At 71.9% G+C, this 13,872-nt stretch carries 15 protein-coding genes; 10 read left to right on the top strand and 5 right to left on the bottom strand.

Annotated elements, in window-relative coordinates:
* Positions 1-142: 142 nt before the first annotated feature.
* The 3 genes from BJ965_RS27270 (at position 143) to BJ965_RS27260 (ending at position 2,672) form a co-directional block, all read left to right on the top strand.
* Entirely contained in the window at positions 143-1,168 is a 1,026-nt protein-coding gene (locus BJ965_RS27270; RefSeq protein WP_184911926.1) for an MBL fold metallo-hydrolase, read from the top strand.
* Between the two features lie 75 nt (positions 1,169-1,243).
* The gene (locus BJ965_RS27265; protein ID WP_184911923.1) at positions 1,244-1,699 is read left to right on the top strand and encodes a nuclear transport factor 2 family protein; all 456 of its coding nucleotides are present in this window, start codon (positions 1,244-1,246) and stop codon (positions 1,697-1,699) included.
* 67 nt (positions 1,700-1,766) lie between these two features.
* Positions 1,767-2,672, top strand: a complete 906-nt coding sequence (locus BJ965_RS27260) for a helix-turn-helix domain-containing protein (protein WP_184911921.1) — start codon at positions 1,767-1,769, stop codon at positions 2,670-2,672.
* Between the two features lie 3 nt (positions 2,673-2,675).
* On the opposite strand, the gene BJ965_RS27255 is transcribed toward BJ965_RS27260, so the two are convergent.
* The gene (locus tag BJ965_RS27255; RefSeq protein WP_184911919.1) at positions 2,676-3,491 is read right to left on the bottom strand and encodes an SAM-dependent methyltransferase; all 816 of its coding nucleotides are present in this window, start codon (positions 3,489-3,491) and stop codon (positions 2,676-2,678) included.
* A 102-nt stretch (positions 3,492-3,593) separates the two neighbouring features.
* Positions 3,594-3,749, bottom strand: a complete 156-nt coding sequence (locus BJ965_RS27250; protein WP_184911916.1) for a hypothetical protein — start codon at positions 3,747-3,749, stop codon at positions 3,594-3,596.
* 368 nt (positions 3,750-4,117) lie between these two features.
* On the opposite strand from BJ965_RS27250, the gene BJ965_RS27245 reads away from it, so the two are divergent.
* The 5 genes from BJ965_RS27245 to BJ965_RS27225 are packed head-to-tail and all read left to right on the top strand — an operon-like array spanning position 4,118 to position 9,548.
* Positions 4,118-5,326: a prenyltransferase/squalene oxidase repeat-containing protein gene (locus tag BJ965_RS27245; RefSeq protein ID WP_184911913.1), complete on the top strand. Its 1,209-nt coding sequence runs from the start codon at positions 4,118-4,120 to the stop codon at positions 5,324-5,326.
* Positions 5,323-5,961 (top strand): SCO2322 family protein, encoded by a 639-nt coding sequence (locus BJ965_RS27240; RefSeq protein WP_184911911.1) that lies wholly within the window; start codon positions 5,323-5,325, stop codon positions 5,959-5,961. The genes BJ965_RS27245 and BJ965_RS27240 overlap by 4 nt, the downstream gene beginning before the upstream one ends.
* Positions 5,954-7,045, top strand: coding sequence for an energy-coupling factor transporter transmembrane component T (locus BJ965_RS27235; RefSeq protein ID WP_313667109.1), 1,092 nt, complete (start codon positions 5,954-5,956; stop codon positions 7,043-7,045). Before BJ965_RS27240 ends, BJ965_RS27235 begins: the two co-directional genes overlap by 8 nt.
* A complete protein-coding gene (locus BJ965_RS27230) occupies positions 7,042-8,703 on the top strand; it encodes an ABC transporter ATP-binding protein (protein WP_184911908.1) in 1,662 nt (553 codons plus the stop codon). Before BJ965_RS27235 ends, BJ965_RS27230 begins: the two co-directional genes overlap by 4 nt.
* Positions 8,700-9,548 carry an ECF transporter S component gene (locus BJ965_RS27225; protein WP_184911897.1) on the top strand — a complete coding sequence of 283 codons (849 nt, stop codon included), beginning with the start codon at positions 8,700-8,702 and terminating at the stop codon, positions 9,546-9,548. Before BJ965_RS27230 ends, BJ965_RS27225 begins: the two co-directional genes overlap by 4 nt.
* A 203-nt stretch (positions 9,549-9,751) precedes the next feature.
* On the opposite strand, the gene BJ965_RS27220 is transcribed toward BJ965_RS27225, so the two are convergent.
* Positions 9,752-10,987 carry a cytochrome P450 gene (locus BJ965_RS27220; RefSeq protein ID WP_184911895.1) on the bottom strand — a complete coding sequence of 412 codons (1,236 nt, stop codon included), beginning with the start codon at positions 10,985-10,987 and terminating at the stop codon, positions 9,752-9,754.
* A 218-nt stretch (positions 10,988-11,205) separates the two neighbouring features.
* Between BJ965_RS27220 and BJ965_RS27215 the strand changes: the two genes are divergently transcribed.
* Positions 11,206-12,375, top strand: a complete 1,170-nt coding sequence (locus tag BJ965_RS27215) for a steroid 3-ketoacyl-CoA thiolase (protein ID WP_184911892.1) — start codon at positions 11,206-11,208, stop codon at positions 12,373-12,375.
* On the opposite strand, the gene BJ965_RS27210 is transcribed toward BJ965_RS27215, so the two are convergent.
* Positions 12,359-12,553: a DUF397 domain-containing protein gene (locus BJ965_RS27210; RefSeq protein ID WP_184911883.1), complete on the bottom strand. Its 195-nt coding sequence runs from the start codon at positions 12,551-12,553 to the stop codon at positions 12,359-12,361. The two genes, BJ965_RS27215 and BJ965_RS27210, sit on opposite strands and share 17 nt — an antisense overlap.
* Positions 12,522-13,361, bottom strand: coding sequence for a helix-turn-helix domain-containing protein (locus BJ965_RS27205; RefSeq protein ID WP_184911881.1), 840 nt, complete (start codon positions 13,359-13,361; stop codon positions 12,522-12,524). The genes BJ965_RS27210 and BJ965_RS27205 overlap by 32 nt, the downstream gene beginning before the upstream one ends.
* Before the next feature lie 124 nt (positions 13,362-13,485).
* Here BJ965_RS27205 and BJ965_RS27200 point away from each other — a divergent pair, with 124 nt between their 5' ends.
* Complete coding sequence (locus BJ965_RS27200) at positions 13,486-13,866, top strand: ATP-binding protein (protein ID WP_184911879.1); 381 nt, start codon at positions 13,486-13,488, stop codon at positions 13,864-13,866.
* Positions 13,867-13,872: the final 6 nt, after the last annotated feature.

Below are 13,872 nucleotides of genomic sequence, written 5' to 3'. Positions count from 1 at the left end.
GGAGCGTCCTCTGACGGTGCATCAGATATGCCCACTGATACCAGCCCCGCCCCGAGGAGTCCACGGACCGCGCAGCACGGGGAGGACTCCCATTGGAACCCGTTCTAGTTATAGTGACGGGGAGTCGGCGACAGGGGAGCCCATGACACAGGTGACCGACCACGGCGGCGGCGTCCGGTCCCTCCGGGTCCCGATCCCGGACAACCCGCTCGGCCACACGCTGGTGTACGTCGTCGACACCGACCGCGGCCCGGTGCTGATCGACACCGGCTGGGACGATCCGGAGTCCTGGGACACCCTCGCGGAGGGCCTCACGGCCTGCGGCACCTCGGCCGCCGGGATCCACGGCGTGGTCATCACCCACCACCACCCCGACCACCACGGCCTGTCCGGCCGGGTCCGGGAGGCGTCGGGCGCGTGGATCGCGATGCACGCGGCGGACACCGCGGTCGTACGGCGGACCCGGGAGGCCCGCCCCGAGCGCTGGTTCGCGTACATGGCGGCCAAGCTCACCGCGGCCGGTGCCCCCGAGGAGCACATCGCGCCCCTGCGGCAGCCCCGCCACCGCACCCTGCCCGGCCTCTCCCCCGCCCTGCCCGACCGCGACATCGTCCCCGGCGAACTCCTGGCGCTGCCCGGCCGCCGGCTGCGCGCGATCTGGACGCCGGGGCACACACCGGGCCACGTCTGCCTCCACCTGGAGGAGGACCACCCGGCCCGACTCCCGGGCCGGGGCCGCCTGTTCTCCGGTGATCACCTTCTGCCCGAGATCACTCCGCACATCGGCCTCTACGAGGATCCCGAGGACACCACCGTCACAGACCCCCTGGGCGACTACCTCGACTCCCTCGAACGCGTCGGCCGCCTGGCCCCCGCCGAGGTCCTCCCGGCCCACCAGCACCCCTTCTCCGACGCCGCTGCCCGCGTGCGGGAGCTGCTCGCCCACCACGAGTCCCGCCTGACCGACCTGCTCGTCCTGCTCGCCGAGCCCCTCACCCCCTGGCAGCTCGCCGAGCGCATGGAGTGGAACCGCCCCTGGGCCGAGATCCCGTACGGCTCCCGCACCATCGCCGTCTCGGAGGCCGAGGCGCATCTGCGGCGCCTGCTGAAGCTGGGGCGGGCGGAGGCGGTGCCGGGGAGCGAACCGGTGACGTACGTGGCGGTGTGAAGGCGGCGCGGGCAAGGTGCGACGTGAGGTGAAACCGTGTCGCCGGGCGGCCCGCCGGGCTGCTACGAAACTCCCATGGACCCCATGGAACGCCTCCTCGCCGAACGCGCCTGCGAGCGCCTGATCCTCGACTTCGTCCACCGGCTCGACCTCGGCGAACCCTCTTCCGTCGCCGAGCTGTTCACGGCGGACGGCGTCTGGCAGTGGCCGCATGACGGGCGGCTGGTCAGGGGCCGGGACGCCCTGCGCACGTACTTCGGCTCCCGCCCGGCCGACCGGCTCTCCCGACGCATGATGTCCAACGTGCTGGTCACCGTGACCTCGCCGGACACGGCCGGGGCGATCTCCTACTTCACGACGTACCGCGTCGACGGCTACGAGGGCGGTGTCGTCCCGGCCGGGCCGCCGGTCCAGATCGGGCACTACGAGGACACGTTCCGCCGGGCCGACGGGACCTGGCTGCTCGCCGAACGGACCCTCCACCTTCCCTTCGGCGGACCCACCCCGCGTCCGAACGTGCCCGCGTCATAAGGCGCTTGACGTTGCGGAGCGCCCCCTAGGATGGTCGGACGCAACGCTCGCACCGGGAGAGACGCCCATGGGCACCGAAGAGGCCGCACGCACGACGACCGGCAGCGGGGCCCTGGACGGCGGGTGTGCCGGGCCCATGGTGCCGCGGCTGGCCCTCGGTGCCCGGCTGCGCGCGCTGCGGGAGGAACGGGGCATCGGCCGGGCGGACGCGGGGCACGTCATCCGCGCCTCCTCCTCCAAGATCAGCCGGATGGAAGCCGGCCGCCACGGCTTCAAACTGCGGGACGTCGCCGATCTGCTCACCCTCTACGGCGTCACGGACTCGGCCGAGCGCGCCACCCTGCTGGCGCTGGCCGAGCAGGCCAACACCCCTGCCTGGTGGCGGTCGTACAGCGATGTCGTACCGGCCTGGACGCAGACCTACCTCGGGGCCGAGCAGGCGGCGAGCCTCATCCGCTCCTTCCGGGTGCAGCGCGTCCCCGGACTGCTGCAGACCGCCGACTACGCGCGGGCCGCCGTGCGGCTCGTGCACCCGGACGCCGGTACGGCGGAGGTCGACCGCCGGGTCGCCCTGCGGATGGCCCGCCAGCGGATCCTGCACCGGCAGCCGGCGACCCGGTTGTGGGCCGTGATCGACGAGGCGGCGCTGCGCCGCCCGGTGGGCGGCATCCGTGTCATGCGGGACCAGCTCAGGCATCTCATCGAGATCTGCCGGCTCCCGCACGTGACGGTGCAGATCCTGCCGCTCGCCGTCGGCGCTCACGCCGCGGAGAGCGGCCCGGTCACCATTCTGCGGCTGCCCGGTGGGCAGTTGCCCGACGTGGTCTACCTGGAGCAGCTCACCGGCGCCCTCTACCCCGACCGGCCGGCCGAGATCGAGTGCTACTGGGATGCCATGAACCGGCTGGTGGTCGAAGCCGAGTCACCGGACGAGACTCCGACCATCCTGCACCGGGTCCTTCAGGAGACCTGAGGGTCAGCGCTTGAGGGCGACGCCGCCGTACTGGTGCACCTCCGCCGGCAGGCCCAGGGCCGCCGCGTCGGGACGCCAGCGCGAGCAGGACGCCACCCCCGGTTCGAGCAGCTCCAGGCCGTCGAAGTAGCGCGCGATCTGCTCGGGACTGCGCAGGATGTACGGGATCGAGCCGCCGTCGTTGTACTGCTGGATGGCCCGGACGTAGTCCTCGCTGGTGTCGGTGGAGTCGTACTGCACGAGGTAGCTGCCGGGCGGCAGGGCGTCCACCAGCCGGCGCACGATCGAGCGGGCCTCGTCGTGGTCCTCGATGTGGCCCAGGATGCCCATCAGCATGAGGGCGACGGGCCGGTCGAAGTCGAGTGTCTTCCCGGCCTCCCGGACGATGGCCCCCGGATCGCGCAGGTCGGCGTCGACGTAGTTGGTGACGCCTTCCGTCGTGCTGGTGAGCAGGGCGCGGGCGTGGGCCAGCACCAGCGGGTCGTTGTCGACGTAGACGATCCGGCTCTCCGGGGCCACCCGCTGGGCGATCTGGTGGGTGTTGTCCACGTTGGGCAGGCCGGTGCCGATGTCCAGGAACTGGCGGATGCCCTCTTCGGCGGCGAGGTGGCGTACGGCGCGGGCGAGGAAGTAGCGGGCGGCGCGGGCGCCGGTCTCGATCCCGGGGAAGAGTTCACGGAACGCGTCACCGGCGACCCGGTCGACTTCGTAGTTGTCCTTCCCGCCCAGCCAGTAGTTCCAGATCCGGGCCGAGTGCGGCACCGAGGTGTCGATCTTGGGGAACGGCTCCTGCTCGGCGTTCTCCACCTGGTCGGTCATGGACGCTCCTGCGTGTGTGGTCGGGGGCCCCACGTTAGCCGCTCCATGCCCTGAAGAGGATCAACTCCTCGGCGGCACCCAGGAGTTCGACTTCGGCCCGACTCATCGTCGGATGGGCACCCCGGCGGCGCAGGGCCTCGGCCAGGACGGTGCGGGTGAGCGGGGACGGGCCGTCGAGGAGGCGGTGAGCATGGTGTCGTCGGGTGCGGAGAGGGAGTCACCGGCGACGGCGGCCTGGCCGAGGACGACCGCGGTCACCGCCCGGTCCAGCCCCGGGGCACCCTCCGCCACAACAGCCGGGCGCGGGAAAACCACCCCGCCACCCCGGCCGCACCAGGCCGAGCCGTCCGCCCACCCGGCCCCCTCGGCCCGATTCCTACGTGCGGGTACAGTGAGCGGGTCGTCATCACACCGTACGGGGGAAAGCCGGTGCAATTCCGGCGCTGACCCGCAACCGTGAACTGCCGCCCGGCGGCGGTGAGCCGGATCGCTTCGTACGGTTTCGTGACCGGCTCACGTGCCCGGCGGTCCGCCGGTGCACGGCACCGTCGAGGTATACGGAGCCGAGCCGCCGGGGGGTGCCCCGTGCTGCCCGGCTCCCCCACAGGGAGAGGCACCCGCCGATCATGAACGTTCGCCGCAGCGCCGCGGTCCTGGCCGCCGTCGCCGTGATCGGCGCCGCCACCCCGGCCGCCGCCGACCCGTCCCCGTCGCCCTCCCAGGCGCTTCCGTCCGCTCTGTACGGCGGCACGGACCCGAAGTACGACGGTGTCTGGCGCCAGTCGCTCGCGCTGCTCGCGCAGGACACCGTCGGCGTGAAGCCGGCGGCGAAGTCCGTGCAGTGGCTGACGCGGCAGCAGTGCGAGAACGGCTCCTTCGCCGCGTACCGCCCCGACCCCACCGCCGCGTGCGACGCCAAGACCATGCTGGACACCAATGCCACGTCCGCCGCCGTGCAGGCCCTCACCGCGCTCGGCGGGCACGACGACGTCACCGGAAAGGCCGTCGGCTGGCTGAAGTCCGTGCAGAACGAGGACGGCGGCTGGGGCTACTCGCCCGGCGGTGCCAGCGACACCAATTCGACGTCGGTCGTCATCGGCGCGCTCGCCGCCGCGGGCGAGAAGCCGGACCGGGTCGAGAAGGACGGCAAGTCGCCCTACGACGCGCTGCTGAAGCTCGCCCTGCCCTGCGGCGGGGACGGCGACGGCGCCTTCGCGTTCCAGCCGGACAAGAAGGGCGAGCTCGCCGCCAACGCGGACGCCACGGCGGCCGGTGTGCTCGGCTCCCTGGGCAAGGGCATGGTCGTCGAGCCCGGCAAGAAGTCCGACACGACCTGCGAGAAGGCCACCACGCCGGAGCAGGCGGCGGCGAACGGCGCCGGTTACCTCACCGCCGCCCTGACCAAGGACGGTGGGCATCTGATGTCCGCCCTGGCCGGTGCCGAGCCCCAGCCCGACTACGGCAACACCGCCGACGCGGTCGTCGCGCTCGCCGCACAGGGCGACACCGCCCAGGCGGAGAAGTCGGTGCGGTGGCTGGAGAAGAACTCCGCGGTCTGGGCCGCGCAGAGCGGTCCGGCCGCCTACGCCCAACTGATCTTCGCCGCCCACGCGACGGGCACGAACCCGCGCGACTTCGGCGGCGCGGACCTGGTGAAGCAGCTGGGCGCGACGGGCCCGGCCCCGCAGACGGCCGGTGAGACCAAGGCCGCGGACGAGAAGGACGACTCCGGCTCGGGCCTCTTCGGCGTCTGGTGGTTCGTCGGCGTCTGCCTGGTCGCCGGCATCGGCATCGGCTTCCTGTTCTCCGGCCGCAAGAAGAAGCAGCAGCCGTGATCCGCCGGGTCCTGCTCCTCCTCCTGGCCTCGCTCCTGCTGTGCGCGGGCGCGGGCCAGGCCAAGGCCGCCGGTTACCGGTACTGGTCGTTCTGGGAGCGCGACGGCGAGCAGTGGGTTTACGCCACCCAGGGCCCTTCCCTGGCCCGCCCCTCGGACGGTGACGTCCAGGGCTTCCGCTTCGCGGTGAGCGAGGACTCCGCGAGCGCGACCCGGCCGCGCGGCACGGCCGACTTCGCGACGATCTGCGCGAGGACGCCCGCCAAGGACGGCAGGAAGCGGGTGGCCCTGGTCATCGACTTCGGCACCCCGGCGGACGCCCCCGGCGGCGAAACCCCGCCCGCCGCCCGCACGGCCTGCGCCCGGGTATCCTCCGACGCGACGACGGCCGAGGCCCTGGCGGCGGTGGCCAAGCCGCTGCGGTACGACACCAACGCCCTGCTGTGCGCGATCTCGGGCTATCCGGAGAAGGGCTGCGGCGAACAGGTCTCGCAGCGGCAGGACCAGCAACAGAAACCTGCGGCCGAAGAGAAGACCCCGTCGGACGACGGTCCGTCCCTCGGCCTGGTCGCGGGCATCGCCGTGGTGGTGCTCCTGGGCGGGGCGGCGATCTGGCAGGTACGGCGGCGTGGGTAGCGCCACCCGGCGCGGTCACCGGGCGCAACTGCACCCCGGAGCCTGGTGGCTCTGGGCGCTGGCGCTCGGCACGGCGGCCACCCGCACCACCAACCCCCTGCTGCTCGCCCTCCTCATCACGGTCTCCGCCTACGTCGTGGCCGCCCGCCGCCCCGACACCCCCTGGTCCCGCTCCTACGGCGCCTTCGTCAAGCTCGCCCTCGCCGTGATCCTCATCCGTCTGCTCTTCGCGATCGTCCTCGGCTCCCCCATCCCGGGCACGCACACCCTCCTCACCCTCCCCGAACTCCCCCTCCCCGCCTGGGCCCAGGGCATCCGTCTCGGCGGCGAGGTGACCGCGGAGGCCCTCACCTTCGCCCTGTACGACGGTCTGCGACTGGCCACCCTCCTCATCTGCGTCGGCGCCGCGAACGCCCTCGCCAACCCCTCCCGCCTCCTCAAGTCCCTCCCGGGCGCCCTGTACGAGATGGGCGTCGCGGTCGTCGTCGCCCTCACCTTCGCCCCGAACCTCATCGCCGACGTCCAGCGCCTGCGCGCCGCCCGCCGTCTGCGCGGCCGGCCGGACAAGGGCATGCGGGGCCTGCTCCAGGTGGGCCTCCCGGTCCTGGAGGGCGCGCTGGAGCGCTCGGTCTCCCTCGCCGCCGCGATGGACGCCCGCGGCTACGGCCGTACCGCCCAGGTCCCGCCCGCCGTACGGCGTACCACCGCCGCGCTCACCCTCGGCGGTCTGCTGGGTGTCTGCGCGGGAACGTACGGCCTGCTCACGGCCGAAGGTGCCGCCTACGGCTTCCCCCTGCTCCTCGTGGGTCTCGCCGCCGCCCTCGCGGGGCTCAGGCTCGGCGGACGCCGCTCGCCGCGCACCCGCTACCGGCCGGACCGCTGGGACGTGCGCGCCTGGCTGGTCGTCGCCTCCGGCGTCGCGGTCGCGGCCCTGCTCGCCCTCGCCGCGGCCCGTGACCCGGCGGCCCTGCACCCGGGCGTGGTCCCCCTGGTCGCCCCCACCCTCCCCCTCTGGCCGGCCGCGGCCGTACTGCTCGGCCTGCTGCCCGCGTTCGTCGCCCCCGATCCCGAGGAGCCGTCGTGATCCGCTTCGAGGATGTCTCCGTGACGTACGACGGGGCTCCCGAACCCACCGTCCGGGGCATCGACTTCGAGGTCCCGGAGGGCGAACTCGTCCTCCTGGCCGGTCCGTCCGGCGTCGGCAAGTCCACGGTCCTGGGCGCGGTCAGCGGGCTCGTCCCGCACTTCACCGGCGGCACCCTGCGCGGCCGGGTCACGGTCGCCGGCCGCGACACCCGCACCCACAAGCCGCGTGAACTGGCCGACGTGGTGGGCACGGTCGGCCAGGACCCGCTCTCCCATTTCGTCACCGACACCGTCGAGGACGAACTGGCCTACGGCATGGAGTCGCTGGGCCTCGCCCCGGACGTGATGCGGCGCCGCGTCGAGGAGACGCTCGACCTGCTCGGACTGGCCGGCCTGCGCGACCGGCCGATCGCCACGCTCTCCGGCGGCCAGCAGCAGCGCGTCGCGATCGGCTCGGTGCTCACCCCGCACCCGGGCGTCCTCGTCCTGGACGAGCCGACCTCCGCGCTCGATCCGGCGGCCGCCGAGGAGGTGCTGGCGGTCCTCCAGCGGCTCGTCCACGACCTCGGCACGACCGTCCTCATGGCCGAACACCGCCTGGAACGCGTCATCCAGTACGCCGACCAGGTCGTCCTGCTTCCGTCCCCGGGCGCACCCCCGATCCTGGGCGACCCGGCCGAGGTGATGGCCGTGTCCCCGGTGTACCCCCCGGTGGTGGCCCTGGGCCGCCTGGCGGGCTGGTCCCCCCTCCCGCTGACGGTCCGCGACGCCCGCCGCAGGGCAGCAGATCTGAAGCTACAGCTGGAAAACGCCGCTCCCGAGGGGCGCGGGGAACCGCGCGACAAGCCACAACCGCCCCGCACCCGCAAACACTCCGAACCGCCCACCCCGGTAGGCGCAGCCCACGTACAAGCTCTCTCGGTCACCCGCGCCCGCGTCCAAGCCCTGCACCACATCACCCTCACCATCACCCCCGGCGAGACCATCGCCCTCATGGGCCGCAACGGCGCCGGAAAATCCACCCTGCTCAACTCCCTCGTGGGCCTGGTCAAGCCCAGCTCCGGAACCGTCCGCCTCGGCGAAGCCACCCCCCACCGCACCGCTCCGAAGGACCTCGTCCGCAAGGTCGGCCTCGTCCCCCAGGAACCCCGCGACCTGCTCTACGCCGACACCGTCGCCGCCGAGTGCGCGGCGGCCGACCAGGACGCCGGCGCCGACCCCGGCACCTGCCGGGCCCTGGTCACCGAGCTGCTGCCCGGCGTCACCGACGACACCCATCCCCGGGACCTCTCGGAAGGACAGCGGCTCGCGCTCGCCCTGGCCGTCGTGCTGACCGCCCGGCCCCCGCTGCTCCTGCTGGACGAGCCGACCCGGGGCCTGGACTACGCGGCGAAGGCCCGGCTCGTCGCGGTGCTGCGCGCCCTGGCCGCCGAGGGCCACGCCATCGTCCTGGCCACGCACGACGTGGAACTCGCCGCCGAGCTCGCCGACCGGGTGGTGCTCCTGGCCGAGGGCGAGGTGATCGCGGACGGCCCGACGGCCGACATCGTCGTCTCGTCACCGTCCTTCGCCCCGCAGGTCACCAAGATCCTCGCGCCCCAGCACTGGCTCACGGTCCCCCAGGTCCGCGCGGCACTGGAGGAGACCGCCCGATGAGTCTCCGGACGACCACCCGCCCGCCCGCGCAGCGACAGGCCCGGGCCGTCCGTCTCGGCCCCCGCTCCGTCACCGCCCTGGCCCTGGTCAGCGCGGTGGGCGTGGCCGGCTTCGGCTGGCCCTTCCTCGCCCCGCCCACCTCGCGGATCGGCGCGCACGCGCAGGACGCGCCCTGGCTCTTCGCCGGCGTCCTCGTACTGCTCGTGGCGGTCGTGGCCGCGGCGATCTCGGAGTCCGGTCTCGGCCCGAAGGCGGTCGCGATGCTCGGCGTGCTGGCCGCCACGGGAGCGGCCCTGCGGCCGATCGGCGCCGGTACCGCCGGTATCGAGCCGATGTTCTTCCTGATGGTGCTGAGCGGCCGGGTGCTCGGACCGGGTTTCGGGTTCGTCCTCGGCTCGGTGACGATGTTCGCGTCCGCGCTGCTCACGGGCGGGGTGGGGCCGTGGCTGCCGTTCCAGATGCTGGCGATGGGCTGGTTCGCGATGGGCGCGGGCCTGCTGCCCGGCCCGGACCGGCTGCGCGGGCGGGGTGAACTGGCCATGCTCGCCGGCTACGGCTTCCTCGCCGCGTTCGCCTACGGCACGGTGATGAACATGGCGGGCTGGCCCTTCATGAGTGCCCTCGCCTCGAACGTGGCCTTCGACCCGCACGCGCCGGTCGCCGGGAACCTGGCCCGTTTCGTCGCGTACTGCCTGGCCACGTCGCTGGGCTGGGACCTGGGCCGGGCCGTCGTCACGGTCGTCCTGACGCTCACCCTCGGCCCGGCGGTGCTCAGGGCGCTGCGCCGGGCCACACGCCGGGCGGCCTTCGAGACGCCGGTCACGTTCGAGGCATCCCGGCAGTGAGGCCCCCCACATGACCCGCGTCACGTACGAACCAGGGTCGTAGGAACAAGTCCACGGTCAGAGGAGCAGAGCAGCGCTGACCTGCGGCCCGGCCTAGTAAGACAGGGCTTGGCCGGCACGGGCGGGCCCTGTTTCCCTGGACGACCAGGCGACGGCCCCCTGATCCCCGGGGCCGTCGCCTGTGCCATGTCCGGACCGGTACCTCAGCCCGTGCTCACCGGAAGCTCCTTCACCCCGTTGATCCAGGCGGACCGCAGCCGGCGCGGATCCCCGACCAGCCTCAGCCCGGGCATGGCGTCGGCGATCGCGTTGAAGATGAGGTTGATCTCCAGGACGGCGAGGGACTTGCCCAGGCAGTAGTGCGGACCGCCGCCGCCGAACCCGAGGTGCGGGTTGGGGTCGCGGGTGACGTCGAAGGTGTCCGGCTCGTCGAAGACCTCGGGGTCGTGGTTGGCGGATGCGTAGAACAGTCCCAGCCGGTCGCCCTCGCGGATGCGCTTGCCGCCGAGTTCGGTGTCCTGGGTGGCCGTGCGCTGGAAGGCGGCGACCGGGGTCGCCCAGCGCACGATCTCCTCCGCCGCCGTCTCCGGGCGGTCGCTCTTGTACAGCTCCCACTGTTGCGGGTGGGTGAGGAAGGCGTGCATGCCGTGGGTGATGGCGTTGCGGGTGGTCTCGTTGCCCGCGACGGCCAGCATCAGCACGAAGAAGCCGAACTCGTCGGAGCTGAGGTTGCCCTCGTCCTCCGCCGCGACGAGCTGCGTGACGATGTCGTGGGCCGGGCACTGCTTGCGGTCGGCGGCCATGTTCATCGCGTAGGCGATGATCTCCGTGGCGGACTCGGCGCCGACCTCCTCGGTGATGGCGTACTCGGGATCGTCGTACGCGATCATCTTGTTGGACCAGTCGAAGATCTTGTCGCGGTCCTCCTGGGGGACGCCCATCAGCTCGGCGATCGCCTGGAGGGGCAGTTCGCAGGCGACCTGGGTGACGAAGTCGAAGGGCCCGGCGTGCGCGCGGGCGGACGCGACGATGGAGTGGGCCCGGGCCCGCAGCCGGTCCTCCAGCGCCCGGATGGCGCGGGGAGTGAACCCGCGCTGCACGATCTGCCGGACCCGGGTGTGCTCCGGCGGGTCCATGTTCAGCAGGATCAACCGCTGTGCGTCGATGGCGTCGCGTTCGATGTGCTCGTTGAAGCGGATGATCGCCGTGTTGAGGGACGACGAGAACAACTCCGGGTGCGTGGAGACGTACTTGACGTCGGAGTGCCGGGTGACCGCCCAGTAGCCGTCGTCCTGGAAGCCGGCGAGACCGGTCGGCTGCGCCACCCAGCAGACCGGTTCGGCCCGGCGCAGCTCGGCGAACTCCGGCAGGGGGACGCGCTGGTGCAGCAGGTCGGGATCGGTGAAGTCGAACCCGTCGGGCAGCGCGGGACAGGGCATGGGCGGCTCCCACCACTCGTACCGGCTCTGAGGCCTGACGGCCCATCAGCTGTGCGGAGTTGCGGTGACGGTAGTAACGGGTTCTACAAGTAGCAAGAGGCACGGGCCCGCCAATTGCCCGCATGACTATTGCGGTCACCGAGCGGCCCTCAGCACACTACTCACAGAACTAGAACGCGTACTAGTTCCGCTGAGCCTCCCGGAGAGGACCCGCACCCATGGCTGCCGAACCCGTGATCGTCGAAGCCGTACGCACCCCCATCGGCAAGCGCGGCGGCGCGCTCGCCCATCTGCACCCCGCCTACCTCCTGGGCGAGACCTATCGCGAACTCCTCGGCCGCACCGGCATCCCCGCCGACTGCGTCGAGCAGATCGTCGGCGGCACGGTCACCCACGCCGGCGAGCAGTCCATGAACCCCGCGCGCACGGCCTGGCTGACCATGGGCCTGCCCTACGAGACGGCCGCGACGACCGTCGACGCGCAGTGCGGGTCCTCGCAGCAGGCCTCGCACATGGTGGCCAACATGGTCGCGGCGGGCGTGATCGACGTCGGCATCTCCTGCGGGGTGGAGTCGATGTCGCGGGTGCCGCTGGGGTCGGGCTCGAAGCACGGGCCGGGCAAGCCGTTCCCCGACGAGTGGAACGTGGACCTGCCCAACCAGTTCGAGGCGGCCGAGCGCATCGCCCGGCACCGGGGCCTGACCCGCAAGGACGTCGACGCGCTGGGTCTCGCCTCGCAGGAACGGGCCGCCCACGCCTGGGCGGAGGAGCGCTTCAAACGAGAGACGTTCGCGGTCCAGGTCCCCACGACCGAGGAAGAGCAGCATGCCGGCCAGGGCATGTGGCGCCTGGTCGACAAGGACGAGGGGCTGCGCGACACGACGGCGGAGGCGCTCGCCGCGCTGAAGCCGATCATGCCGACGGCGGTGCACACGGCCGGGAACTCGTCGCAGATCTCCGACGGGGCGGCGGCGGTCATGTGGGCGTCGAAACGGATGACGCGGGCGCTGAAGCTGCGCCCCCGGGCCCGGATCGTGGCCCAGGCCCTCGTGGGATCCGACCCCCACTTCCACCTCGACGGTCCGATCGACGCGACCAAGGCGGTCCTGGGCAAGGCCGGGATGTCGTTGCGGGACATCGACCTCGTGGAGATCAACGAGGCGTTCGCGTCGGTGGTGCTGAGCTGGGCGCGGGTCTTCGACCAGGACCTGTCGAAGGTGAACGTCAACGGCGGCGCGATCGCGCTCGGGCACCCGGTGGGAGCGACCGGGGCCCGGCTCATCACGACGGCGCTTCACGAACTGGAGCGCGCGGACAAGGAGTTCGCGCTGATCACCATGTGTGCGGGGGGCGGCTTGGCCACCGGCACGATCATTCAGCGGTTGTAGACGTCCAGTTGATGAAAGTGGTGAAGGCGGCGGGATCGAGGGTGAGGATCGGTCCCGCCGGGGTCTTGGAGTCGCGTACAGCGATGGCGGCAGAGGCTTCGGCGACCTCTACACAATCACCGCCCTGGTCACCGCTGTAGCTGGACTTACGCCACAGGATCCCCACCTTGCTGGCCATAGCGTTCCTCCATTACGCGCCGGATCAACTCCGCCGAGTCCTTGAGGGAAAGCGCGGCGGCACGAAGATGATCGTAACGGAGCGAGCAGTCCTTGACGGTGTCCGGGTTTGCGGTCGGATGCCCGCTGCCATACCCCTCGGTATAGACAATGTCCGGGTCGCGTTCGAATCGGTAGAGGTTGAATGCGCCTTGGAGCCCGACGTGCGCTCCGACCGAAAACGGGAGCACCTGGATGTTGACCCTGGGGTTGTGCTCGAAGGCCAACAGGTGGGCGAGTTGGTTCCGCATGGTCTCTGCACCGCCGATTTCCTGGTGCAGCGCCCCCTCGCTGATGACCATCCACAAGACCGGCGGCACCTCCTTGTCGAAGATGCGCTGACGGGCCAGACGTACGGCGGTGCGGTCGTCCAGATCCGCCTGATCCAGCACACCGAGGACGGAACGGGCGTAGGACTGCGCCTGGAGGAGACCGTGTACCACGTGGGTCTGAAACGTGCAGATCTCCAGCGCCCTCGCCTCCAGCTCCGCCACCTGCTGGAACCACGCCGGAAGCCGACTCCGCAGCACCAACTCGACGAGCCGGGAGAACATGCCGTCCGTGCCCAGGGCCGCATCCGCCCGTTCACTGAACTCCGGCGTCGGAAGCTTCCTGGCCGTCTCGATCTGGCCCACCAAGGAGCCGGTGTAGTTGAGGATGTCCCCCAACTGCCGCTGCGTCAGCCCGGCGGCCTCCCTGTGCCGCCGCAGCTCGAAGCCGTAGTAGTCGAGCGGCGACGCGCCCGGGTCAAGGGCGTTGATGTGGGTCACGGCAGAAGCCCCTCTCACGCAACTCGGTCCACAACGGAACCGGTTGTATCCGCTCCGTAGCCGAGGGTAGTCACCGCACGTCAGCCTCGTCCCGTGAACGAATACATTCCCGCCCCAGTACGCGATGCGCCTCACCGTCGGTGAACACGCCCCCCGCCACATCCGCCGTATCGTCCGCTCGTTCCTCGGCGAGTGGCACATGCCCGAGCTGTCGGACGCCGTCGAGCTGGGCGTGACCGAGCTGCTCGCCAACGTCGTACGGCACGTCCCGGACCGCCGCTGCGCGCTGCTGTTGCTGCGGCAGCGCACGGGCGTACGGGTGGAGGTCACGGACGGCAGCGACGAACTGCCGCGTCTGCCGGACACGTTGGACGCGGAGTCCGAGAACGGCCGGGGCCTGCTCCTGCTGGACGCGGTGGCCGACAAGTGGGGCGTGTCGCTGTGGTCCGGGGGCGGGAAGACCGTGTGGTTCGAATGCGGGGCCGACGCCGTCACTCTAGAGTGAAGGACC

This window comes from Streptomyces luteogriseus (assembly GCF_014205055.1).
GTDB lineage: Bacteria > Actinomycetota > Actinomycetes > Streptomycetales > Streptomycetaceae > Streptomyces > Streptomyces luteogriseus.
The sequence above is the reverse complement of the archived record's forward strand: the minus strand, read 5'-3'. Positions and strand labels throughout refer to the sequence as shown.